Here is a 24,358-nt window from a genome sequence, read left to right as displayed (position 1 = left end):
ATAGATAAAAGATTACATAATAATTATTATGTCGATAAATTGATATCAGAATATTCGCGATAGTATGGCTTGCGAAATACGGGAGTTTCATAGCAGTATCCCAATTGGCGGCATAAGACCAAACAACCGATCCTATATGAGGCTCGGTTGTTTGCGTTTGGAGCATATGAAGGGAAAGGCCGCATGAACGCTTTGAAGCACAGTGTATAAGGGAGGAATCCGTTCAGTTGCCGCGAATTTGACTCCACATAGTCACCATGTCGATCCAGCCGCGATGCTCGGCAATTTTGCCGTCCGCAACGCGATATCTGCGGTACAGAGTGACATCAATCGTATTGCCCGTAGGCGCAGTACCAAAGAATATGCCTTGATGCGTGCCTTTTACTGTCATTCTGACGAGCACCGTATCCCCTTGGCCGATGATCTCTTCGACAGTGTAGCTTTTATCGGGAAATGCCTCCAAGATTGTTGCGGCAAATTTTTTGAGGCCTTCTTTGGAATGGTAAGAAAGCTCTTGATAATCGGCTGACAGATAACGATCCACGCAATCCAATTCATTTTGGTTCCAAAATGCTTTTATAAATTCATTTACCGTTTCCACATTTCTCTGTTCCGTCGTTTTCATGTCCGCCATCTCCTTATAGGTTTATTTGCAATTATTGAGCCTGGATTTGAGGCAAAAGTGTGCCTGTATCGAACCAGCCGAGGTGTTCGGCGATTTTCCCATCGATGACGCGGAATTCGCGGAATTGAGTTGCCTTCACGGTTTTGCCTGTAGGTGCATTTCCCGCAAAATGACCTGAATGCACAGCCGTCATGAGGATTCTTGCGATGACTTTTTCTTCTTGGGCCAGAATTTCATCCACGGTATACTGACGATCCGTAAATGCCTCCAGGAATTGCTTGACAAAGAACTGATCCGTCCTTTCCAGAATGTTTTGATTCGCAATATCCTCGATAAATGCGGTCACTGCTTCTGCATTTTTTTGTTCTATCGGTTTCATAAAAAACATCTCCTTAAGTAAGGTTTAGTAAAGCCCGTTCTACTGAAGCAAATTTACCCACGAACAGGCATAATGGGATACTAGGATGAAGATGATCGCTATTCCAACGTCATTACGTTACCAAAAGGTAACATGTTGGCGAAAAAAAAGAGACTGCGTTGTTAATTTGATGCCGCGGCGGTTGTCACAAGCTTCCGGGTCAGCTCCACGAAAGTTTGGACTGCACCCTGAACTCTGTCTCTCATACCCTCGTCTAAAGGAGCGCCATCCGGACCAAATTCATTCGAACCATACCCGATAGAAATCCACTCTGAACAGCTAACCCCGTGCAAATTGCGTACAATAGTCTGCAGGTGGGTCAGCGAGCTTACTCCGAGCGGGCCGCCGGCGGAGCTCACCGAGAGCACAGGCTTGCCTGCAACTTGCTTGGCGTTTACATAGTCCAAAGCGTTTTTGAGTGCGCCGGATATGGAGCCGTGATATTCCGGAGTCGCTAGAATCAAACCGTCGCCGGCTGCGATTGCTTCCAGCATTCGCTGGACGTTCGGGTGGAAATCCCAGTTGTCCGGCGAAAAGAGCGGCAGCGGCAGCGCCGATAAATCAACGAAATGGACCGCAATATGCTGGGCTTTCAAAAGACTTTCCATGTACCGGAGAAGGTTGGTACTGCTTGCGTTTGCGCGGTTACTGCCTGCGATCAAAGTTACTTTCATCTTCAACATCACCTTTCATTTTCAAATGGTTGGTTGTGGTTAGAGGGAGGGATTTACATGCCGCCGGCTGACAAACAAATCCGTTTGTGATAATATGTGACTGTAAGGTCACTATTGATATTTTCATCATACGTTACTATATGGTAACATGTCAAGTGACTTCATTCCATTTTTTTCTGAATGTCAAAAAGGAGGTGCTCCGATTGGATAATGACATATTCAAAGCGCTTGCCGATCCCAGTCGCCGTACGCTTCTGGATATGCTTCACGCCTCGGATGGACGAACGCTAAACGATCTCTGCGCCCCGCTCGACATGTCCAGGTTTGGCGTCATGAAGCATTTGAATATATTGGAGGAAGCCGGGCTCATTACCACGAGAAAAGCAGGCCGGGAAAAGCTGCATTATTTGAATGCCGTACCCATACGCCAAATTTACGACCGGTGGGTAAGCAAATACGCCGAACCCTGGGCGATCGAATTAACATCTCTACAAAACGAATTGGAGCGTGAAACGAACATGAACAACAAACCCCGTCATGTCAACCGGATTGCGATAAAAGCGAAGCCTGAGCAGGTATGGAAAGCGATAACGGATCCGGACAAAACGTCGAAGTTTTGGTTCAACTGCGCCATCCGGTCCAACTGGGAAGTCGATTCTCCCTTCGAATTATGGAACGGGGATGAAAAGAAGGCGGAAGGGACCATTCTTGAGATGGATCCTCCGAACAAGCTCGTTATGGGTTGGCGGTTCATCTCGTTTCCGGGTACGGAAAACGATACTCCGTCGCGCATTACATGGGAGATCGGATCGCATGCCGAGCTCCAGGGCGTAACCCTCGTAACCGTCGTGCATGATGAATTCGAGCAGGCTGCAGCTACGGCGCGGATTCTTGAAAACGGTCTGCCGATTGTGCTTTCGGGTTTGAAAACGCTGCTTGAAACCGGGGGGATGCTCGTTACTTGAATAATTCGTTTCTGAATCTGACCATCGTCAGTTTGGAAAAATCCCCACAGAAAAAGCGCCGGCTCACGATGTTATCATGAAACCGGCGCTTATTCGATCGATTCCACATATACGATCAAATGGAGTCTCTGTTAGGAAGCCCCGTTGGGCACCGCGGGACTCCGGCTGGTTGCTACGCGTGTCAATTGCGACGAGCCGTTCGCTCTATGCCGTCAGCGGTTACTTTGTACAGTTGGTGCGGCAGGTCGTGTCCCATGCCGTCAACCAACATTAGCTCGGCGCCCGGGATGGCAGAAGCCGTGTCCTCGCCACACGCCGGGACGAACAGGGGATCGTCCACCCCATGAATGACAAGTGCTGGTACTTTTATGGTCGCCAGCCGCGGACGACGGTCACCGGAGACAGCGATCGCAGCAATTTGTCGTCCGACACTGCCTGGATCGTAGGCTCGCTGGACTTCCTCCAGAATGAGCGCCCGATAAGCGTCTTCTTCAAACGGATAGCCAGTGCCGGCGATGCGTTTGGCAAAAGAGAGGCTGTGCGCCAAAAATCCTGCTTCATCCTCAAAGGGGTTCGGCGCCGGTTTAGTCATCATCGCCATGACATCCGGGGAAGCTTGCGGAAGGGTGGGATTACCGGAACTGGACATAATGGAGGTGAGTGATAAAACCCGTTCAGGGTACTCACTGGCTGCAATCTGGGCGATCATTCCGCCCATCGACCTGCCAACGACATGTGCCCGGTCAATTGAAAGGGCGTCGAGCAGTCCGATAGCGTCGCCTGCCATGTCATCGAGAGTGTAAGGGATGTCCGGTCGCTGTCCTGACATGAGAGCAGTCGCCAGTGCGTCAAAATCCAGCGCCCGATAATGGCTAAAGTGTGTCGAGCAACCTGCGTCGCGATTGTCAAAGCGGATTACGCGAAAGCCCCGCGCTGCTAATATCCGACAAAACGGAACCGTCCATCGAATCATCTGGGTTCCAAGCCCGGCGATTAGGATAATAGCCTCGTCATTTTCGTTACCGAAACTGTCATAGGCCAAATCAACGCCGTTGACTTTCAGAATGTTCATGATCATGTTCTCCTCCAATTCATTAATTCGGTATCGGAAGTTCTGCCATTGGCAGAAGGCGGGAATCTTCGATCGCTGCAGTCCGATGCCCGATACCGGCCAGGTAGTCTTGATGACTTGAAAAAGCAAGAAACGACTGCGCGCTGCTCTGGCGGACCAGCATGACAAGATCCCATCTTTCGTCTTCGGGTCCGATAAGAAACTCTCCGCCATCGCCAAGAAACATGATTTCACCTCCGCTTTCACGGAGAAATGGGAGGGTGTGCTCAATATAGCGGTTGAAAGCTTCGGCACCGCTGATTGGGTCCTCCGGTGTTAGTTCAGGATTGGCTGTGTAATCGGCAATATCACGAAAACGCAGCAGGTTCAACATGACGATGCTGCCCTCAATGCCTCGCTGCATGAACCTCATGCCAGCGCGTTGCGATGGTTCGATGTAACGAATAGATCCAAACTCCGTCATAGCGGCTCCTTTCGTAGTTCCTTTTTTCATTCCAAATCTCCACATGCTTTCATTCATAGGTTCCCTTCAGGGAATGCATTAGCGGCTAATCTTTTGACATGGTTTCTGATATCAGGTGCCCAGTCATCGATGAAGTGGTAAAAACGATCCAAATCACCAGCATACAGTGCCCGCAGAGCTTCTTCGTATTGATGGAAGTTCCCGGCCATAGCTGTCATAAAGTGATATGTTGCTTCTTGTGACTCTCGGATATTGCTCTGTTTTTCTCCAGCACGGCGAGCCTCATCAATGAGTTTTCGTAATGTTACCGACGCACCTCCAGGTTGACTCTTGAGCCATTCCCATTGCCGTGGCAATAACGTAACCTCACCGGATACAACCCCCAGCTTGGGTCGACCGACCCGCCGTGTAGGCTGGTGATTCACTTCCGTACCGGGTAAGTCACCAAACTGTTCTCCTAATCGTTTGAGCACATCATCTGTCTTCCCACGAAAATCAACATCTACTGGCTTCCCCGTGGAATCGTCAAATATAAGCAGCTGTGTGAGGTCTCTGTCATCCAGAGCATCCTTCACTGTAGTAACAACATGCTGTAACGAACCACTGGCGACGACTCCCACACCCAAAAATGCCGTGCAGTAAAAGCGCGTTAGGGCATTACTCATGCTGACCTCCTCTCTGATTGCCTCACCAATTATACCCGGATAAAAATAAAAAATCAATATTACCCGGGTAAAATGTATTTTCTCGTTCGTTATGGAGGGAATACATGCAAAAAACGCGGCCTAAGAGGAACCGCGCTGTTGAGGGCTAGTGTTTGTTTTATGTTGTACATGCTGTGTTTTGTCGCAAAACTTCTCGTTCTGTATCGTCCCGATTCTGGTATGACGGACGCCTTCCCGAATCTTCAGCCTGTGCTTGCGAGACCGATTAACTGGGAACTGATCCGACAGCAGTACGATCAGATGATGAAGTACGCCACCGCACTACGGCTCGGTACCGCAGAGACAGAAGCCATCTTGAAACGGTTTACCCGGATTAATTTGAAGCATCCAACTTATCAAGCATTAGGAGAACTCGATCCTTATGGCACATTCCGCCTCAACATGAGCGAACGATTATCCTTGGAAGGGGAACTAGCGTGACGGAAAAACGTACATCGTCCAAAAAGAAGGCTCGGGAACCGGCAAAGTATTGCGCGGCGAGCGGCCAGACTACGCGTACTTGAAAAGCTTATTCCAGCACTTGAGAGCGGAGCTTGAAATCGAGGTTCCCAAGGCATCCGCGTCAGCGAACTAATCAATATTAGACTGACAGATATTGATTGTGGTTACTGTCAGGTTCGCATTAATAACGGAAAAGGCGGAAAGGATCGTATCGTTCCGTTTCCTCAGTCATTTAAAGAATACTGATCGGGAGGTACGAAAGATTTTGGCCAAATATTCGGAAGAAGCCGGTCTTGTTTCAAAATCTGACGCCGCATAAGATGCGACATTTCCTGTTGGCTTGATCAGGTTAAATCACTTCGTCAGTCTAATTTCGGTCACGTATTCCAAATTGCGACAAAAATAGTGCTTTTTAGAGAAAGGAATTTTGAATAAAATAATAGAATTTAATAATATTTGGAATATTTATGCAAAACAGCCGAGGATCATGTTGAAAAGGAGGGGTGTGCAAAAATATGGGGCCAATGCATCACTGTCAATGAGCAGAAAACCTGCAAACATATATCTTTTTGCTGCTTCATACGCTTGTTTCGGATTATTCCTGCAAATGTGCAGGCTTTTCTGCGGATACATAGGGTTCGGCCTGCTCATGAGGGATAATTCCTGTACTTTTGCAGGTTTTTCCCCGAAACGTACCGATCCTATCGAAAAAGCCTGCACTTTCGCAGGTTTTGCACGCTGCCGAGCCGTTTTACGAACAAATGCGCCGTCTTTGGCGGCAAAACAAAACGAAACATTTTGCTTCGTTCCCATATTGAAATTGTAATAATTTGGGTTCCCGAAAGGAGTGTACGTACAAAGTGAGGGAGCAGATCGAACAGCTTGAAAATCAGGATCAAGATGCGGCGACTGCGTATTGGAAGGGCTATTTAGCCGGCTACGAAGAGCAAACGCTGGTGCCGTCCGGCAAGCCGCATGGCAAAGTCAACGGCTATGAAGCCAACACGCTTTATTACCGTGTGAACGAAACGCTTGGCAAAGGGATCGGACGGGTCGCAGAACAGCACCATGCAGCGGTCATTGCGCTGATGCAAACAGCGTGGGGCCTGCTGCTGCAGCGATACAACAATAGCAATGACGTTGTATTCGGCAGCATTGTGCGGGTGCGGCCAACAAACATCCCGTACACGGGACAAGTCAGCGGAATGTCCGACAATGGCAGCACGATACCGGTGCGGATTCAGTGTGAAGGGGAAACGAGCTTTGCCGATGTCATGCAGAGAAAGCACGAGCGGAGCCTCACTTCACACGCTTACAGTAATGACATTCAGCATGCAGCGGGGCAGAAGCAGCATTTGATCGGCCATCTGATGATCTTTGAAAACGATCCGATTGAACGGCCGGTCAGGCAAGCCAGCGAGGCAGAAGCAAAGGCAGAAGCAGAAACAGGCCGCTTGCTTAAGGAGCCGGCGCTCTATGACTTCATCATTCGCATACTGCCCGCTAAAGAGATTGAGGTCAGCTTCTGCTACAACACGCTCATGTACGACGCGGAGTGGATAGAGCGGATTTACGGGCACCTGGTGCATATGCTGGAGCAGGTGGTGACGGATCCGGGCATAAAAGTGTGCGATCTGGAAGTTGTGACGGAGATTGAGAAAGCGCAAATCTTCGGGCCGTTTAACGACACGGCGATGGATTCGCCGCATCGGCAAACGATTCACAGCCTGCTTGAGCAGCAGGCCGAGCGAACGCCGGACCGGCCGGCGCTGTATGTTGAAGGGCAGACGCTGACGTACCGGGAACTCAACGAGCGGGCGAACCGTCTGGCGCGGACGCTGCGTGAACTTGGCGTCGGCAAAGATACGCTTGTCGGCCTGATGGCGGAGTGTTCTCTGCCTGTGTACGCAGCCATATTTGCCATTTTAAAGGCAGGCGGAGCCTATGTGCCGATCGATCCGGAAGTTCCGGAAGGCAGGATCAAGTACATGCTGGAAGATTCCGGCGCGAAGCTGCTGCTAGCCCGGAAACGCTTGAACGCAGAGCTGCAGTCGAAAGCCGCAATCCTTGATCTGGATAACGAGACGGTTTACGACGTCGACGGCTCGAACTTGGACCCGGCGGCGGCAAATGCGGACGATCTGGCGTACATCATCTATACGTCAGGGACGACCGGCGAGCCGAAGGGAGTGATGGTGGAGCATCGCGGCCTCACGAACCTGATGGTATATTTCGACCGGGAGTTGAAGCTGACCCCGGCGGATCGTGTGCTGCAGTTTGCGAGCCTTTCGTTCGATGCGGCATATTGGGAAATTTATGCGGCGATTTTTTGCGGCGCGACGTTGTATGTTCCGGCTTCAGCGACAATATTGAACTACCAATTGCTCGAGTCCTATTTGGCGGACCACAGCATTACGATGGCGACGCTGCCGCCGGCGTATGCGATTTATTTGGAGCCGGATCATATGCCGAACCTGCGAATTTTGTTTACGGCCGGCTCGGCCGCGTCGCTGAAATTGGTGGAAAAGTGGAAGGACAAAGTGAAGTACTACAACGGGTACGGCCCGACGGAAAACTCGATCGCAACGGCAGTCTGGGCGGCCTCCGGCGACCCGCAAGAGGATCGGCCAGTGTCGATCGGCCGTCCCGTTCCGAACCATCGCGTCTATATAACCGACGCGTTTGGCCATCTGGCGCCGGTGGGCGTGCCCGGCGAGCTGTGCGCAGCAGGCCTCGGGCTGGCGCGGGGCTACCTCAATCGTCCGGAGCTAACAGCGGCGAAATTTGTGACAAGCCGCTTCGGCGGAGAGCGGATTTACCGGACGGGAGATTTGGCAAGATGGCTGCCGGACGGCAAAATCGAGTATTTGGGCCGAATCGATCACCAGGTGAAAATTCGCAGCTACCGGATCGAACCGGGCGAAGTGGAAGCGCAGCTGCTGCAGGTCGACGGCGTGAAGGAAGCCGTGGCAATGGCCAATGCGGACGAATTCGGCCTGCATCAGCTGTGGGCGTACTTCGTGGCGGATCGGGAGCTGCATGCAAACGAGCTGCGAATTTCCTTGTCCGAGACGCTGCCGAACTATATGATCCCGGCTCGATTCGTCCAACTGGAGCAGATGCCGCTTACGCCGAACGGCAAAATTGACCGCAAAATGTTGTCGGAGCTTCACTCTCCCGTTTCGCTGCCGCAAGAAAACGGTCTGACCGAAACGGAACGGCGGATCGCGGATTTATGGAAAGAAGTGACCGGCAGACACGATATTTTGCCGGATGTCGGCTTTTTTGAAGCCGGCGGGGATTCGATAGGGATGTTCCGGCTTCATTATTTGATCCGCCAGCACGTTCATGAATCCGTGACCATGACGGATTTGTTCCGGTTTCCCACGATCAGGTCGCTGGCTCGCTACTTGAATGCAGAGCTTTTGGGAGAGGAGGCTAGCCAAAAATCATCCGTAAACATCCATCATCGAAGGGAAGAAATGATGCGGCAAAAGAACCTTAGAACGAAAGGAAGGTAAATGATCATGACAACCAATCAGGAGGATACGAATTACCGGGGCGTTGCGGTGATCGGGATGGCCGGAAGATTTCCCGGAGCGTCGGACCTCAAGAGCTATTGGAACAATTTGCGAAACGGAACGGAATCGATTACTTTTTTCAAGGAGCCGGAGCCGAGTCGGGTCAACGCCGCCGGGATCGTCGCGGATTATGCCGATTTCGATGCGGACTTTTTCGGGATGACGCCCCGGGAAGCCGAGATTACCGACCCGCAGCAGCGCATTTTTTTGGAATGCGCATACGAAGCTCTGGAATCCGCAGGCTACCGGCCGGCATCCGTTCCTGCCCGGGTAGGCGTCTATGCCGGATGCAGCCAATCGGAGTACATTCATCATGTTATGAGCGATGGAAATCTGGTCGAGCATCTTGGACAATTTCCGATCATGCTTGGGAATTCGACCGAATTTTTTGCCACTCGGGTTTCCTATAAATTAAATTTGAACGGCCCCAGCGTTACGGTGCAAACGGCTTGCTCCAGTTCCCTTGTAGCTGTCCACATGGCTTGTCAGGCGCTGCTTACTTATGAGTGCGATATGGCGCTTGCAGGAGGTTTGTCGATTCGGGCGGAGCAGACAGAGGGCACCTATTACCAGGAAGGCGGCATTCATTCTCCGGACGGTCATTGCCGGGCTTTCGACGCGGCTGCGGAAGGAACGGTCATCGGCAACGGCGGCGGTGTCGTGCTGCTAAAGCGGCTGGCGGATGCGGTGAAAGAGGGCGATCCTATCCTCGCTGTCATTCTGGGAAGTGCCGTCAACAATGACGGCGGCGATAAAATCGGTTTCACGGCACCGAGCGTGACAAGACAAGCCGAAGTGATCATGGATGCGCTTGCCGTCTCCGACATCGACCCGGAAACGATCGGTTATGTGGAAGCCCACGGCACGGGAACGCCGCTCGGAGACCCGATTGAAGTGGCCGCCTTGACCGATGCCTACCGCGCCTACACAAAGAAAAAACAATATTGTGCGCTCGGGTCCGTCAAAACGAATATCGGCCATCTCGACAGCGGCGCAGGAATTGCCGGATTGATCAAAGCCGTGCTGTCCGTCCAGCATGGACTAATCCCGCCGAATGTACATTATACGATGCCGAATCCGAAAATCGATTTCGACGATAGTCCGTTTTTCGTTAATAGCGAACTCTCCGCATGGCCTCTAAAAGAACACCCGCGCCGCGCCGGTGTAAGCTCTTTCGGCATCGGGGGAACGAACGCTCATGTCATTGTTGAAGAGGCGCCCCTTGCCGCGGCTTCAAGGCATGCGGAACTTCCCGGCGAGCGAACGGGTGCTCCGCAGCTTCTCGCCATCTCCGCCAAATCCGCAGTCTCATTGAAACGGAATACGGTAAACCTCATGGACTACCTTCAATCCGCTCCTGAAGCATCCTTATCCGATATCGCGTATACGCTTGCTCGCAAAGAGCCTTTTGCTCTCCGTTTGGCGGTGTCCGCCAATACGGCGGAAGAGGCGGTTCGTCATTTTGAAGAGGCGCTGCACGAGCCGCTCCCGGATCCCGCTTCTTCTCAGCCGCCGGCGGTTTTCTTCATGTTTTCGGGGCAAGGGGCGCAGTATGTAAATATGGGAAAAACGTTGTACGATCAGGAGGTTCCGAACGGAAAAGTGCAAGTTTTTCGGGAAACGGTCGATCGATGCGCCGAGCTCCTGGAGCCTCAGCTTGGCTTGGATCTCCGGCAGCTGCTCTATCCCGCGGACGGCGGCAAGCCGGAAGAAGCAAGCGCCAGCCTGAGCCGGACAGCGATGGCACAACCCGCATTGTTCGTCACCGAATATGCGATGGCGAAGCAGATGGAAGCTTGGGGCGTTCGTCCGCAGGCGATGATTGGCCACAGCGTCGGCGAGTATGTGGCGGCATGTCTGGCTGGAGTCCTGTCGCTTGAGGACGCTTTGCACCTTGTCGCAGTGCGGGGAATGCTCATGCAAGAGATGCCCCCCGGAGCCATGCTGGCAGTGAGTCTGCCCGAAGCGGAACTGCGCGCGAGCTTGGCGGATCATGCATGGAATCTTGACGTTGCAGCCGTGAACAGTCCCGGTTCCTGCGTCGTTTCAGGCTCGTTTGAAGACATCGAGACGTTCGAAAAAGCATTAGCGATGAAATCCATATCCAGCAAAAAGTTGGTCACCTCCCACGCTTATCACTCTGCCATGATGGAGCCCATGCTGGCCCGCTTCGAGGCCGTTGTACGCCGCATCCGCCTGCGCGAGCCGCTGATTCCGTATGTATCCAATGTTAGCGGAACTTGGATTACGGCCGAGCAAGCAAAAGACCCGCTATACTGGGTGAATCATATTCGGAAAACCGTCCGTTTCAGCGGCGGAATCGATCTGATGCTTCAACATAAAGGCGCCGCCGTTTTTGTGGAGGCAGGTCCGGGTCAGGCGCTGACTACGCTGGTCAGGCAGCATTTCGCCTCCGGGCGGCTGTCTCGAATGGCTGCGGTCAATACGCTGCCGACCGCGGGATCGGATTCGTGCGCCTTTGCCAGCGCACTGCGGGCAATGGGTGAGCTGTGGCGGCATGGAGCCCAGATCGATATGACTTTGCTGTATGGCGGGCTCTCTCATCGGGTTATCCCGCTTCCTACTTATGCCTTCGACCGCAAAACGCTGCTGGCAAACGACATGCGGGATCATTCCTCATCCAGGACTTCCGTATCGCAGGAAGCCGGGACACATTCGGCGGGCTGGTTTTACGCTCCGATGTGGAAGCAGTCCGTCATTCCTTCCTCGCCCGAGCAGACGCAAAATCATAATGGTAGCCTCCATACCTACCTATTGTTTCACGATCTTCAAGGCATTGCCGAGCAATTCCGGCTGCATCTTAAGGCAGAAGGGCATACGGTGATCACCGTGCTGCAGGGAGATACGTATAGGCGAATCGAAGATGACATGTTTGCCATAGATCCGAAGGACCGTCTTGCTTACGAGAAGCTCTTTGTGGAACTGTCATCCGAAGGGAAACTCCCGCGGAAGCTGATTCATTTTTGGAATCTGGATGTACGGGAAGCCGGCAGCGGCGAGTGGGATGCGGAGCAATTTGAATCCGCCCAGCAGATGGGGCTCTACAGCTTGATGCATATCGCACAAGGAATCGGCATGACGGCAGCCGCAGAACCGATCGAAATCATCGTTTTAACCGGCAACCTGTACAGCGTCGCCCATGAGCAAATACGGATGCCCGAACGGGCTGCGGTGCTCGGCATTTTGCGCGTAATCCCGCTGGAATACGGACAGCTCAACACGCGGATCATCGATGTGGACCAGAGCGACCTCAGTCCTGCGCGCAGCAAACGGTTGATCGAGCGGCTGTCGCGTGAAATCGCGCACGAATCGTCCGAATTCAACGTGGTCTACCGCGGAAACAGCCGATTTGTTCAAGGGATTGAAAGCATAGCCCTTCCGCAAAGCGATGCATCACCGCAGATGTTCCATGAGGAAGGCGTCTATGTGATCGCAGGGGCAACGAGCGGCCTTGGCCTGAGCATGTGCGAGGCATTGATGCAGTCGACGAATGCGACTTTTATCGTTATGGGGGAAATCGAAGCAGAGACACCGGCCGCGTTCAGGCGGATTCGCGAGATGGAACGGCAAGGCCGCTCCAAGCTGCGATACGTAAGCGTAGATTGGCGCAACGAAGCCGCCCTTAAAGAGCGGATTCGGCAGGAAGAAGAAACTTTTGGCGCAATTAGAGGCGTGTTGTTCATTCCCGACGTTCTTGAACCGGGTCTCGTTCAACTGCAAAACAGAGAAACGTCAGGCCGTCTTCTCCTTCCGCCGGCGATGAGCCTGTTTCGTTTGGCGTCCATCCTGCCGGAGCGGCGGAATCTCGATTGGGTGCTGCTGTTTTCAAGCGGAATGTCACTTACAGGCGGGGTCGGCCAAATGAATGGGTGTGCGGCGAATCAGTTGACGGATTTGTTCGCGACCTATTTGACCCAACAAGGGATACGTGCCGCTTCGATCAATTGGAACATGTGGCAGGAGGATGGCTGGCTCGAAAAACAGGGAAATTTGCCCGATGTATTCAAGGAACAGCTTCAACGGATGCTTCAGGAACAAGGCTTTTCCATCGCGGAAGGAATCGACGCCGTCAAACAAATCGCAGCGGGAGATTTCAATCAGGTGATTGTGTCCAAGCAAAATATGATTGACATCCGGCAGGAATGGTTTGCATCTCCGGCGGATATGCCTCAATCTGCCGGGACGGAGAGCAGCGCTGAATATGCAGCGCCCCGCACCGAAACGGAAAAGAAGATTGCGGACATTTGGGAAACATTGTTCGGTCTGACGAACATCGGCATCCGGCAAAGCTTCTTTGATTTGGGAGGCAACTCTCTTGTCTCCATTCAACTGGTCGCGCGTCTTCGTCAAACATTTCACGGTGACATTCCGATGGATGTCCTCTTCGAAGCGCCGACGATAGAACAGCTCGCACAATCCATTGAAGCCAGGCAGGTGAGTCAAGAGGAGCTGGATGAATTTGAACGGTTGCTGAGCGAAGTTGAGGAGCTGCACCCCGATGAGCTGATCCAACTTCTCGGCAGCGATGCATAACAGAGAGGAGAAATCCGGGATGAGCGAACTGCGGCAAAGGCTGGAAGCCTTGACCCCTCAGCAGCGAAAACTGCTGGAACAGCGGATGAAGATTCAGGGAAAAGAGCTTGAAACGTTTTTGGCTACGGACAATGCCAATGCCGATCAGGCAAACGAACGGGTATCGCAATCGGCAGACCATGCGGTTCCTTTTGTACCGAAGCGCCGCAGAGAAGGAGCGGCGATGGATTTCAGCATTTTCTTTTTCTCCGGCGACGGCTCGACGGTAGAACCGGACAAATACGGCATGCTGATGGAATGCGCCAAGTTTGCGGACCGGCACGGCTTCCCGGCGGTGTGGACGCCTGAGCGGCATTTCGAGGATTTCGGGGGATTGTACCCGAATCCGTCCGTTCTTAGCGCCGCTCTGGCAGCAGTGACAGAACGGATCGAGTTGAGGGCGGGAAGCGTCGTGCTTCCGCTGCATCATCCGATCAGATTTGCGGAGGAGTGGTCGGTTGTCGACAATTTGTCCAACGGGCGTGCAGCGGTTTCCTTCGCATCCGGCTGGCACCCGGCCGATTTTTTGCTTGCCCCCGTACAATCGCCCGACTATTACGAGAAGCGTAAAGATGAAATGTTCCGATCGATTCGAACGGTACAAGCTTTGTGGAGAGGAGACGCCGCTCCGTTTACGGACATGTTCGGAACCGTCCGGGAAATTCGAACCCTGCCTCGCCCGATCCAGAAGGAGCTGACGATATGGATTGCCACCAATGGAAGCGAGGAATCTTATCGGCACGCGGCTGAAATAGGAGCTAACATTTTAACGGGATTTATGGGCAACAACTTTGGGGAGCTGGAGGAAAAAATTGCGAAATATCGCGAGATGCTTGCAGCGAACGGATACGATCCCGGCTCCCGTAAAGTGGCGGTGATGCTGCATACTTGCCTCGGTGAAAGCAACGAGGAAGTGCGGCGGCTGGTGGAACAACCGTTAAAGGAATATTTGAAGACGTTTTTGCGGCAGCAAAAGAACATCTCGGCATTGTACGATACGATGACTGCTGCGGATCTGGATGCCATCGTCAAGCAAGCGTTCGAATCTTATTTTCATTTCAGCGCGCTTCTTGGCACGAAGGAAAAGTGCGAGAATCTTTTGCGGATTTACAGGGATATGGATGTGCAGGAGATTGCCTGTCTGATGGACTTTGGCGTTAGCCGGGAAATCGTGATGAGGACGATGCAGCATATAACCGAGCTGCGGCAAACATTTGTTCAAACAAAGGAGCCGATGAGATGAAAAGCTTAACGGATCGCATTCATTTGTTAACGCCTGAACAGCGGGCTTTGCTCGAAAAGAAGCTGAAGGCGAGGCAGATGGATTCCATACTGAACAGTATGATAGGTTCTACCATTCCGAGAAGAAATCATACAGGGGCGAGTCCGTTGTCGTACGACCAGGAGCGGCTGTGGTTTATGAACCGGCTCCATCCGGATTCGTATACGTACAACGTTTACGGAGTAGGGCGAATAACCGGAACGATCCATTATGAATGGCTGGTGGAAGCGATCAATGCGGTTCTTGCCAGGCACGAAGGGTGGAGAACTATTTTCGATCCCGTGGAACCGCTGCAATATGTGATGCCTGAACTGCGTTTAACGGTGCCGATCGTGGACTTGCGGGAGACGCCGGAGCATTTGAAAGAATCCGTTGTGCAAAAGCTGATGAGAGAAGAAGTACAGCGCGTATTCGTTCTGGACGAAGGACCGCTGGTTCGTTTTAAGTTGTTCTACTTATCGGATACGGAAGCAAAGCTGGTATTGACGGTTCATCATATTGTGAACGATTTGATTACGCTTTCGATATTTTTCGAAGAAATGGCTGTTCATTATTCGGCTTATGTGAGAGGAGAACGCGTCAGCCTTCCAGAACCGCCGATTCAATATGCGGATTATGCGGAATGGCAGCGGAAAGATTTGCAAGGAACGAAGAAAGAAAAGCTGCTGCAGTTTTGGAAAGAACAACTGAAGGACTGCTCGTACATTTTGGACATTCAAACGGACTATCCGAGACCTCCGGCCATGAACTATCTGGGAGAGCGGGTGTTCATTCATACGCCAACCGAAGTGTTCGATCGTCTGAAGGCGATTGCTCAGCAAGAACAGGCGACTAACTTTATGATCATTTTGACCGCATTTTACATCCTGTTATACCGTTATACGGGACAGTCCGATCTTTTGGTCGGAACCCCTATTGCGAACCGCAATCTTCCCGAGCTGGAAAGAGTGATGGGCTATTTTTTGACCATGGGAACGCTTCGCGCCAACATGTCCGACGACATGACGGTCATGGAATTGCTGCATCAGGTGAGGGAAACGCTGAAGGAAGTTTTCAATCATCAGGAGCTGCCTGTCGGATTGCTGCTTGACGAGCTGCGCATTCCCCATGACCCCAGCCGCAATCCGCTGGTGCAAGCCGTTTTCGTGTATGTCGATACGCCGAATGAAAAAACCGGCACATCCGCTATCGCGGGGATGGAGGTGGAGCAAGAGGATATCGATGGAGGAACCGCCAAGTACGATATTACGATTGGAGTTGCAGAAACTGCGAAAGGCTTGACCGGCTTTCTTGAATATCCGACAGAACTTTTTCGCCGTGATACGATGGAGCGTATGGCCGGCCATTGGTATCAATTGCTTGGCAGCATCGCGGAAAATCCCCATCAAACGCTGTCCGAGTTGACGATGTTGACAGATGAGGAGTACAGGCAAATCGCGGTCGAGTGGAACGCGGCAAGCGACCCTTGCGATTTGACAAACGCCTGCCTTCATCGCAAGTTTGAGGAACAAGCGGCACGGATGCCCGATCGGACGGCCATTCGCTTTGAAGGGGGCGAGCTGACGTACCGGGAATTAAACGAACGAGCCAATCGTCTTGCCCGAACGCTTCGGGCCAAAGGGACCGGCCCCGGGGAGAGGGTAGCGGTTATGGCGGAACGCTCCCTGGAAATGGTGATCGGCATTTACGCCATTCTGAAAGCCGGCGGCGCGTACGTGCCGATCGATCCGGAGTATCCGCAGGAGCGCATCCGTTTTATTTTGGAAGACTCCGGGGCGAGGCTGCTGCTGATCCAGGAGCGTTTGCAGGATCGCGCCGCCTTTGACGGTCAGCTGTTGAATCTGAACGATCCCGCATTGTTCGATCAGGAAGCGTCCGATCTGGAGCAGACAGCTGCGCCAAACGATGTTGCTTATTTGATTTATACGTCGGGATCGACCGGGAAACCGAAAGGCGTTATGGTCGAGCACCGATCTGTTGTTCACCTGTTAACCCGGATGGAGCGGGAATACCCGCTTTTGGCGGAGGATGCTATTCTCTTCAAAACGACGTATACGTTCGATGTTTCGGTGTCGGAGCTGTTCGGATGGTTTTTTGGCAATGGCAAGCTTGTTATTTTGCCGCAAGGTCAGGAGAAGGACCCGGTTTCTTTGCTCAAGGTGCTTGAGGAGGAGAACATCACGCATGTAAATTTCGTCCCTTCCATGTATAGTCCGGTTTTGAAAGTGCTGCAAATGACCGATTGTTCCAGATTCCGGGCGTTAAAGTACATTTTCTCTTGCGGTGAAGCTTTGCCTCCTGCATTGGCGGACGAACATCACAAGCTGCCATGGAATGTTAAATTGGAAAATATATACGGGCCTACCGAAACGACGGTATATGCAACACGGTACGCTACCGGAGCGGGACAAGGCACATCGGCTTCCGTTCCGATCGGCAAACCGTTTGACGGCTTGCAGGCATGGATCGTAGACCGTTCATTGCGATTGCAGCCGATCGGCGTGCCCGGCGAACTGTGCATCTCGGGAGAAGGGGTGGCCAGGGGCTATTTCAACCGGCCTGAGCTAACCGCCGAGAAGTTCGTTCTTTGTCCCTTTGCGCCAGGCAAGCGAATGTACCGAACGGGCGATCTGGCGCGATGGCTGCCGGACGGCAGTATCGAGTTTCTGGGACGGCTCGATCACCAGGTTAAAATTCGCGGGTACCGGATCGAGCTGGGCGAAGTGGAGGCGCAGCTTTTGAAGGTCGACGCTGTGCGGGAAGCGGCTGTGACGGCTTGCGAGGACGCCGCGGGACAAAAGCGGCTGTGCGCCTACTTCGTGGCGGATAAGGAGATCAGCGCAAGCGAGCTGAGAACCGCGTTGTCGCAGGCGCTGCCCAACTACATGGTGCCGGCCCACTTCATGCAGTTGGAGCGGATGCCGCTGGGTCCAAGCGGCAAAATCGACCGCAAAGCTTTGCCGGCGCCGGAAGCCAGCCACCGTCCCGAGACGCGGTATGCCGGTCCTCGTACGGTTTTGGAGCAGGCGCTTGTCTCCATCTGGCAAGAGGTTCTCGCCGCCCGAACGGTCGGGATTTACGACAGCTTTTTTGATTTGGGTGGAGACTCCATCAAAGCCATTCAGCTGTTCTCCAAGCTTTTCCATGCAGGATACAAGGTGGAGATGAAGGATCTGTTTCAAAACCCGACTATCGCTTCATTAAGCCCGTACGTTCAAACGGCCAGTCACATGGCGGAGCAGGGGGAAGTGACAGGGGAATGCGGGCTGACGCCCATCCAGCACTGGTTTTTGGAGCTTGGCCTGGCGGAGCCGCATCATTTCAATCAAACCGTCATGCTTTACCAACCGCACGGCTTTGATCAAACGGCGCTTCGGCAGACGTTTAGCAAGCTTGTCGAGCATCATGACGCTTTGCGATTGGTGCTGCGCCCCACCGGGAATGGATTGTCTTTATATAATCGCAGTATGAAAGAAACGGAAGAACTGCTGAGTCTGAGTATGTATGATTTCACTTCGGTCCAGGACTTTCAGGCAGAGGTTGAGGCGAAGACCCGCGAAATCCAAAGAAGCTTCGATCTGTCCGACGGCCCTTTCATAAAATCAGCTTTATTCCGCTGTCCGGATGGCGATCATTTGTTCATATGCATTCATCATCTGGCGGTAGATGGAACGTCTTGGCGCATTCTTTTGGCTCATTTTGCGATGGCTTACGAACAAGCGGCAAAAAATCTGCCCATCCGCCTGCCCGCCAAAACAAATTCGTTTCTCCGATGGACCGAAGCATTGGCCCAATATGCCAACAGTCCCGCAATCGAAAAAGAATGGCCTTATTGGCAGCAAATCGAACAAGCGGAAGTGCAGGCGCTGCCAAAAGATCATCCTGAAGAAACCGGGATGAAGGTTGCAGAAATCCGCACGGTGACGGCGATATTGCCGGAGCGGGAAACCGAGCAGCTGCTGAAACAGGCGCATCACGCTTACAATACGGAAATGCAGGATTTGCTGCTCGCCGCGCTCGGTATGGCTATGGGCGAGTGGACAGGCATGAAGCAGGTGCTCGTCGGCCTGGAAAGCCACGGCAGGAAACCGGTTCAACCGGATCTGGATGTTACGCTTACGGTAGGCTGGTTGACAAGTATGCATCCGTATTTGCTGCAAACCGGGTCGGATATGCCGATATCCCGGCAAATCATTAACGTGAAAGAAAGCAGGCGGCATATTCCGCATGAAGGAATCGGTTACGGGCTTTCCAGATATTTGGCAAAGGCAAAGCAGACGGATGCAGGCCGTTTTCAGACCGATCCGGAAATCGTCTTTTCCTATTCGGGCCAAATGGAGCTGGAAAAAAACGAACTGTTGCAGCTATCGCCTCTATCCGGCGGCGAAAACATAAGCGGCAGTGCGAAGCTGAACCATCTGATCGGCATCCATTGTTTTGTCTCCGGCGATGTACTGAAGATTGCCGTCGATTTTAACGGCAAGGCTTACCGCCAAAGCACGATGGAGCTGTTCGCCGAACGAATCAAATCGAGTTTGCAGCAAATTATTGCCCATTGCATCGCTCAGAAGCGGACAGTGCTTACGCCAAGCGATGTACTTGTTAAGGGCATGGAGCTGGAAGACCTGGAACAGCTTGCAGCGAGCACGTCAGACATCGGGGAGATTGAACATGTTTTCGGGCTGACCTCCATGCAAAAAGGGATATTATTTCAATGTCTGCTGGTCCCCGAGTCCCGGGCGTATTTTCAACAAGCTACCTTTGATCTGCTTCAGGACCTTGATGTTCCACTTTTTCAAAAGAGCTTGAATTTGCTTATGCAGCGGCATCAGGCTCTGCGGACAAATCTGTATAATGGTTGGAAGGACGAGCATCTGCAAGTCGTATTCAAGAAGAAATCCTGCGAGTTCCACTACGAGGATTTGCGGGATCGGAGCCGGGCGGAGCAAATTGCTTATATGGAGGCATTCAGACAAAAAGATAAAGCGCGGGATTTTAACTTTTACCGGGATTCGTTCATGCGGGTTGCGATTTTGCAAACGGAGGACCAGGCTTACCGCTTTATCTGGAGCTTCCACCATATCGTCTTGGACGGCTGGTGTTTTCCCATGATGACGAACGAAGTGTTCGACAGCTATCGCGAGCTGGCGAGCGGCCGGCAGCCGGCCTTGCCTCCTGCGGCGCCCTACAGCGAATATATGGCCTGGCTGGAACGACAGGACGTTGAGGCGGCCGCGAATTATTGGACCGACTATTTGAAAGGGTTCCATTCCCGGACGATGCCGATGAAAGCGAACCCGCCGGGAACTGTGAAAGAGTATCAGGCCGAAAACCTGGTCTGCGCGCTGCAAACAGAACTGAGCGATTCGCTTCACGATACAGCCAAGCAGCATCAAGTCACCGTTCATTCATTGATCCAAACCGCTTGGGGCGTTCTGCTGCAAAATCATAACTTTTGCCGGGATGTCGTATTCGGCTCCGTCGTATCCGGAAGATCGGCGGAAGTCAAAGGAATCGATTCCATGCTCGGCATGTTTATCAATACGATTCCCGTACGCTTCGCCTGCGATGGGGACGAGCGCTTTAGCGATGCGATGAAGCGTACCCAGCAGCTCGCGCTGGCATCCGGCGAATTCGAAACGTACCCGCTTTACGAAATTCAGGCGAGAAGTGTTCCCAATCAACCGCTAATCACTCATATCATCAATTTCATCAATTTCCCTGCTTCGCAATGGGAAGGGATGAAGGGCGAGCAGCGCGAATGGAATTTCGACAACGCCCGTTTTAGCGAAGAGGTCAAATATGACTTTGTCCTGATCATTTCGCCTGCGCATTCATTGACCCTGGAGTATAACTACAATGCTGCGGTTTATGGTAAAGAAGCTGTAGAAACGTTGAACGATGCCTTCATTCAAATTTTGCAGCGAATTTCGGAAAATCCTCATATCCGCATCGATGATCTGCATCATCCGCATCGAAGCTCCTGGAGAAAGCAGGAGAAATTCTGGTTGGATAGATTGGCCGGCGAGTGGCCCGTATTGGATCTGCCGCTGGGTTATCCCCGGTCCGTCGCGCCTCTGGCAGAAAAGGGGAGGGATGCCGCCGAATTTATGATCGAGCCTTCATTGACAGAGGGACTCAGGATTTTGGCCGGGCAAAGCGGCAACACCGTGCACACGGTTCTTCTTGCTGCCTATACGATCCTGCTGTCTCAATATAGCGGACAATCGGACATTATAATCGGCATGCCTGTCGAAGCCGCGCCGTTCCCGGACCGCAAACCGGCGGTTCATCGGGAAAACACACGAGCGCTGCGCCATTTTCCGGAGGATCACAAACCGTTTTTTGCCTACTTGCAGGAGGTAAAAGAGTCGAATTTGAATGCTTCTTTGCATCAGGACATCCCTTTTGAAGTGCTTGCGGAAAAGCTTGGGGTCATTTCCGAAGAAAGCCTCATTCCGCTTATACAAGCCATGTTTGTGCGGCGGAAATATGAACAAATGAAGCCGCCATTTTCCTATGAAATCCATTCTGCAGCGCATAACCTCGCCGTGTGCGATCTTTGCCTATATGCGGTTGAAAAAGAAGAATATCTGTGCTGCCACCTCGAGTACAACGCGAAATTGTATAAGCCAACGACGATTGACCGCATGATGAAGGACTTTACAGCGCTGCTGCACATGCTCGTTGAAAATCCGCATTCCAAACTGGAAGAGTTTGATCTGTCAGACAACGCCGTGAATATGAGCCAGACCATCGATTTCCATTTCTAGCATCCAAACGCACATCGAAAGCCGCGCATCAGCTGCGGCTTTCTTTTTTGTTTCCGGAACCAGCGAAAGGTTCATATTTTGATAAGGTTCAGATGTTGAGATTTACAAGGGGGGGACGAAAAAATAGAATGGTAATAGATTCCAACTGACCTATTCGTAACCATCTTCAGGTCGATAGAGTTGGATGGATTGCTGAGAGGAAGGTGGAAAGATCGCGAAGCAGTGACATCACATCGGACAGCTGTCAGTCGGTATCAGTTCCGGTACGCCCAAAATAAAGGAGGAAATTCATGATGAAGCATTCTGTCGTTGTGCCCGTTAACCAGGACTATAACATTTTGAACTTGTTTACCGATTCTTTGATGAGAACCGTTGTTCCGGAAACCCAAATTATTTTTATTAATGACGGCTCCGGGCAAAATGTCCAGCAGCATCTGGAAAAACTGCAAAACGAAGCGCCGGCTTCCGTAAAGATTGAAATTATTCGCCATGACCATCCGAAGGGATGCGCCTATTCGATCAATGAAGCTTTGAGGATCGTTGAAGGTTCCTTCATTCATTTTCTGGATTCGGACATTATTTTGAACCGCAGCTGGCAGGACATGCTTGAGGAGACGTTGAACAGCAGCCCTTCGATCGGAATGGCCGGCGGTGTGCTGCTTTATCCTCAAACCGGCGGCATTCAACATTGCGGGATCACGTTTGCCGACACGATCGGACGTCACCTGTTCTTGAACGCCACTATAGAGGACATTCCGCGGGAAACTTTCCCGGTTCAGCTTGTCGTATTTGCGATGTTTTCGATGAAAAGGGAAGTCTATGAGAAAGTCGGGTTTCTGGACGAGAAGTTTTTCAACGGCTACGAGGATTTCGACTACCAAATGAGAGCGCGGGCAGCGGGCTACAGCACCGTCATTAATCCGGCCGTTCATGCCTATCATTGGGAGCGTAGCAGCGGCATTCACCGCAATTTCAACCGCAAAAACAACCTGGCCCGTTTCTGGAAAAAATGGGGTAATCACATTGAAACCGATCTGTGGGACTACACCTTTGCCAAATTGAAAGAACATGTTCTCGGAGCGGTCGGCCCCAGATCAAATATTGCTTATGTTGGCATCGATTTGGCTGAAGTGCGAAGCGATGCCGAGACGTTCTGGGAACAGCTGAGAGAAGCGAATCTGTTCGCCCTTTCCGAAGTTCACGACTATTCCAATCGGTTCAACTCTAACGGAGCGATCTGGCTGCCGCAGGTGCTGGGCAGGGATTTGGTTCATTCCCCGGCAAAATTCATGTATCTTGTCGACAATTTTACGAGACTGCTGGAAAACAGGTACTGGATTGAAATGCGCCATGCCAATCGCGGAGACGATCTGATCGTGGATTTGTACGGCAACGTAGTCTCGGTTGATCGGATCTATCAAAGCTGCTGGCCCGGAACGAAAGTTCGCTAGAAGCGGGTGGTGAAACATATGGAAACTCATGTTAAGCATGCAAAGTTTCACAAGAGCCTGCAGTGGCTTGAAGAGGTATCGGCGATCATTCCAGGCGGTACCAGCACGCTGGCCAAGACGCCGCAGCGGCTGTTTCCCGGCCATACCGCGATATGCTGCGCCGAAGCAAAGGGCTCCCGGTTCGTCGATATAGACGGCAACGAATGGCTTGATTGCGAAATGGCGATGGGAACAGCCTCGTGGGGGCATGCCCGGCAGGAAATTAACGTTGCCGTGATGCGCCAATTGAGCAAAGGGACAAGCTTTTCTACAGCGGCGGACCTGGAGCTGACGGCTGCGAAGCTCATTCTTCGGCGATTCGGCGGCCGATACGACGCGCTCCGGTTCGGCAAAAACGGCGCAGACGCGGTTAGCGGCGCCGCCCGCATCGCCAGAGCCCATACAGGCCGGGCGAAAGTGATGACGACTGCGTATCACGGTTGGCATGATTGGTCGGCCTACGGCTACTACGATCGGCAGGCCGGGAAGCTCGGCATTCCGGCTTCCGTCGAGGACACCACCGTGTGGGCCGGCGGCTGCAGCTCGGCGCAAATCGTCGAGCAATTGAAGGGGTATGAGGAGGACATGGCCTGCATCGTCCTTTGTCCTAACGAATGGGAGCCGGAGCCGCTGCGGGAAATTGTGCAGGTTAGCAAGGCGCGCGGAATCATCGTTATTTTCGACGAGGTGACGTCCGGCATTCGCATGGGCAAGCAGGCGACCGCAGGGGAATTTGATGTGTGGCCCGATCTGCTCTGCATATCCAAAGGGATGGCGAACGGACTGCCGCTCTCCGCTCTTTTGGGCAGTAGAGAGCTGCTCGATCTCAGCACGCAAGTCAAGTTCAGTACAGCGCATGCCGGCGAGACGATTGCATTGGCTGCGGCTATAGCGTGCGAGCAATTAATGGAGCAGGTTCCGGTATGGCCGAGCTGGCGGGAACGTGCCGTGCAGATGATGGGGCGCATGCGGACGAGTCTGATCGAAGCCGGGCTTGAAGACCAGCTGGAATTGAAAGGAACTTACGCGAGTTTTTGCATACGTCATAAACGCTCGGACGATTTTTACCGCGATCCGTTCCGCGAATTTCTGGTCAAATCGCTTGCCGGAGCAGGCATCTTTACGAAAGGCTATTTTATCTTTTCCGACAGCCACACGGAAGAGGAGCTTTCCTATATTGAGCGGTCGGCAGTGGAAGCGCTTCATGCATGGAGCAAGAATGAAAGTCAGCTTATCTTATAATGGAGGTTTAATCC

15 protein-coding genes and 1 pseudogene are annotated in these 24,358 nt (G+C 52.4%); 9 read left to right on the top strand and 7 right to left on the bottom strand.

Annotation, left to right across the window (positions count from 1 at the left end):
* Positions 1–223: 223 nt before the first annotated feature.
* From AC3G2T_RS23720 to AC3G2T_RS23710, 3 genes are all read right to left on the bottom strand, one after another.
* Complete coding sequence (locus AC3G2T_RS23720; RefSeq protein WP_474680961.1) at positions 224–625, bottom strand: ester cyclase; 402 nt, start codon at positions 623–625, stop codon at positions 224–226.
* Positions 626–656: 31 nt separating this feature from the next.
* A complete protein-coding gene (locus AC3G2T_RS23715) occupies positions 657–1,004 on the bottom strand; it encodes an ester cyclase (RefSeq protein WP_474680962.1) in 348 nt (115 codons plus the stop codon).
* Positions 1,005–1,165: 161 nt separating this feature from the next.
* Positions 1,166–1,717, bottom strand: coding sequence for an NADPH-dependent FMN reductase (locus AC3G2T_RS23710; protein WP_474680963.1), 552 nt, complete (start codon positions 1,715–1,717; stop codon positions 1,166–1,168).
* 203 nt (positions 1,718–1,920) lie between these two features.
* Between AC3G2T_RS23710 and AC3G2T_RS23705 the strand changes: the two genes are divergently transcribed.
* Entirely contained in the window at positions 1,921–2,682 is a 762-nt protein-coding gene (locus AC3G2T_RS23705) for an ArsR/SmtB family transcription factor (protein WP_474680964.1), read from the top strand.
* 181 nt (positions 2,683–2,863) lie between these two features.
* Here the strand turns inward: AC3G2T_RS23705 and AC3G2T_RS23700 are convergent, their stop codons facing one another.
* The 3 genes from AC3G2T_RS23700 to AC3G2T_RS23690 are packed head-to-tail and all read right to left on the bottom strand — an operon-like array spanning position 2,864 to position 4,882.
* Positions 2,864–3,754, bottom strand: a complete 891-nt coding sequence (locus tag AC3G2T_RS23700) for an alpha/beta fold hydrolase (protein ID WP_474680965.1) — start codon at positions 3,752–3,754, stop codon at positions 2,864–2,866.
* Positions 3,755–3,776: 22 nt separating this feature from the next.
* Positions 3,777–4,247 carry a DUF1330 domain-containing protein gene (locus tag AC3G2T_RS23695; RefSeq protein WP_474680966.1) on the bottom strand — a complete coding sequence of 157 codons (471 nt, stop codon included), beginning with the start codon at positions 4,245–4,247 and terminating at the stop codon, positions 3,777–3,779.
* Positions 4,248–4,270: 23 nt separating this feature from the next.
* Positions 4,271–4,882, bottom strand: a complete 612-nt coding sequence (locus AC3G2T_RS23690; RefSeq protein WP_474680967.1) for a DUF2239 family protein — start codon at positions 4,880–4,882, stop codon at positions 4,271–4,273.
* A gap of 198 nt (positions 4,883–5,080) precedes the next feature.
* Here AC3G2T_RS23690 and AC3G2T_RS23685 point away from each other — a divergent pair.
* Both AC3G2T_RS23685 and AC3G2T_RS23680 read left to right on the top strand, forming a co-directional pair.
* Positions 5,081–5,296: pseudogene (locus tag AC3G2T_RS23685) on the top strand (Tn3 family transposase); the annotation flags it as partial.
* A gap of 201 nt (positions 5,297–5,497) precedes the next feature.
* Positions 5,498–5,629, top strand: a complete 132-nt coding sequence (locus AC3G2T_RS23680; protein ID WP_488437150.1) for a tyrosine-type recombinase/integrase — start codon at positions 5,498–5,500, stop codon at positions 5,627–5,629.
* Positions 5,630–5,848: 219 nt separating this feature from the next.
* Here AC3G2T_RS23680 and AC3G2T_RS23675 read toward each other — a convergent pair whose 3' ends face one another.
* Positions 5,849–6,196 carry a hypothetical protein gene (locus tag AC3G2T_RS23675; RefSeq protein ID WP_488437115.1) on the bottom strand — a complete coding sequence of 116 codons (348 nt, stop codon included), beginning with the start codon at positions 6,194–6,196 and terminating at the stop codon, positions 5,849–5,851.
* Positions 6,197–6,243: 47 nt separating this feature from the next.
* Between AC3G2T_RS23675 and AC3G2T_RS23670 the strand changes: the two genes are divergently transcribed.
* The 6 genes from AC3G2T_RS23670 (at position 6,244) to AC3G2T_RS23645 (ending at position 24,344) form a co-directional block, all read left to right on the top strand.
* The gene (locus AC3G2T_RS23670; protein ID WP_488437114.1) at positions 6,244–8,904 is read left to right on the top strand and encodes a non-ribosomal peptide synthetase; all 2,661 of its coding nucleotides are present in this window, start codon (positions 6,244–6,246) and stop codon (positions 8,902–8,904) included.
* 6 nt (positions 8,905–8,910) lie between these two features.
* Entirely contained in the window at positions 8,911–13,518 is a 4,608-nt protein-coding gene (locus AC3G2T_RS23665; RefSeq protein ID WP_488437113.1) for a type I polyketide synthase, read from the top strand.
* Positions 13,519–13,537: 19 nt separating this feature from the next.
* On the top strand, positions 13,538–14,800 hold the full coding sequence (locus tag AC3G2T_RS23660; RefSeq protein ID WP_488437112.1) for a MupA/Atu3671 family FMN-dependent luciferase-like monooxygenase: 1,263 nt from the start codon (positions 13,538–13,540) through the stop codon (positions 14,798–14,800).
* Positions 14,797–21,612, top strand: a complete 6,816-nt coding sequence (locus tag AC3G2T_RS23655; protein ID WP_474680972.1) for an amino acid adenylation domain-containing protein — start codon at positions 14,797–14,799, stop codon at positions 21,610–21,612. Before AC3G2T_RS23660 ends, AC3G2T_RS23655 begins: the two co-directional genes overlap by 4 nt.
* Before the next feature lie 290 nt (positions 21,613–21,902).
* Entirely contained in the window at positions 21,903–23,063 is a 1,161-nt protein-coding gene (locus tag AC3G2T_RS23650) for a glycosyltransferase family 2 protein (RefSeq protein WP_474680973.1), read from the top strand.
* A gap of 18 nt (positions 23,064–23,081) precedes the next feature.
* Positions 23,082–24,344 carry an aminotransferase class III-fold pyridoxal phosphate-dependent enzyme gene (locus AC3G2T_RS23645; protein ID WP_474680974.1) on the top strand — a complete coding sequence of 421 codons (1,263 nt, stop codon included), beginning with the start codon at positions 23,082–23,084 and terminating at the stop codon, positions 24,342–24,344.
* Positions 24,345–24,358 lie beyond the last annotated feature (14 nt).

The sequence above is a fragment of the Paenibacillus sp. sgz302191 genome, from assembly GCF_057749925.1.
This window is presented reverse-complemented; position numbering and strand designations above follow the sequence as displayed.

Bases quoted from the DNA above. Each gene is read 5' to 3' on its own strand.
- AC3G2T_RS23675 (WP_488437115.1), bottom strand. From the start codon at position 6,196: ATGGGAACGAAGCAAAATGTTTCGTTTTGTTTTGCCGCCAAAGACGGC.
- AC3G2T_RS23695 (WP_474680966.1), bottom strand. From the start codon at position 4,247: ATGAAAAAAGGAACTACGAAAGGAGCCGCTATGACGGAGTTTGGATCT.
- AC3G2T_RS23665 (WP_488437113.1), top strand. From the start codon at position 8,911: ATGACAACCAATCAGGAGGATACGAATTACCGGGGCGTTGCGGTGATC.
- AC3G2T_RS23715 (WP_474680962.1), bottom strand. From the start codon at position 1,004: ATGAAACCGATAGAACAAAAAAATGCAGAAGCAGTGACCGCATTTATC.
- AC3G2T_RS23700 (WP_474680965.1), bottom strand. From the start codon at position 3,754: ATGAACATTCTGAAAGTCAACGGCGTTGATTTGGCCTATGACAGTTTC.
- AC3G2T_RS23690 (WP_474680967.1), bottom strand. From the start codon at position 4,882: ATGAGTAATGCCCTAACGCGCTTTTACTGCACGGCATTTTTGGGTGTG.
- AC3G2T_RS23660 (WP_488437112.1), top strand. From the start codon at position 13,538: ATGAGCGAACTGCGGCAAAGGCTGGAAGCCTTGACCCCTCAGCAGCGA.
- AC3G2T_RS23650 (WP_474680973.1), top strand. From the start codon at position 21,903: ATGATGAAGCATTCTGTCGTTGTGCCCGTTAACCAGGACTATAACATT.
- AC3G2T_RS23710 (WP_474680963.1), bottom strand. From the start codon at position 1,717: ATGAAAGTAACTTTGATCGCAGGCAGTAACCGCGCAAACGCAAGCAGT.
- AC3G2T_RS23720 (WP_474680961.1), bottom strand. From the start codon at position 625: ATGAAAACGACGGAACAGAGAAATGTGGAAACGGTAAATGAATTTATA.
- AC3G2T_RS23655 (WP_474680972.1), top strand. From the start codon at position 14,797: ATGAAAAGCTTAACGGATCGCATTCATTTGTTAACGCCTGAACAGCGG.
- AC3G2T_RS23645 (WP_474680974.1), top strand. From the start codon at position 23,082: ATGGAAACTCATGTTAAGCATGCAAAGTTTCACAAGAGCCTGCAGTGG.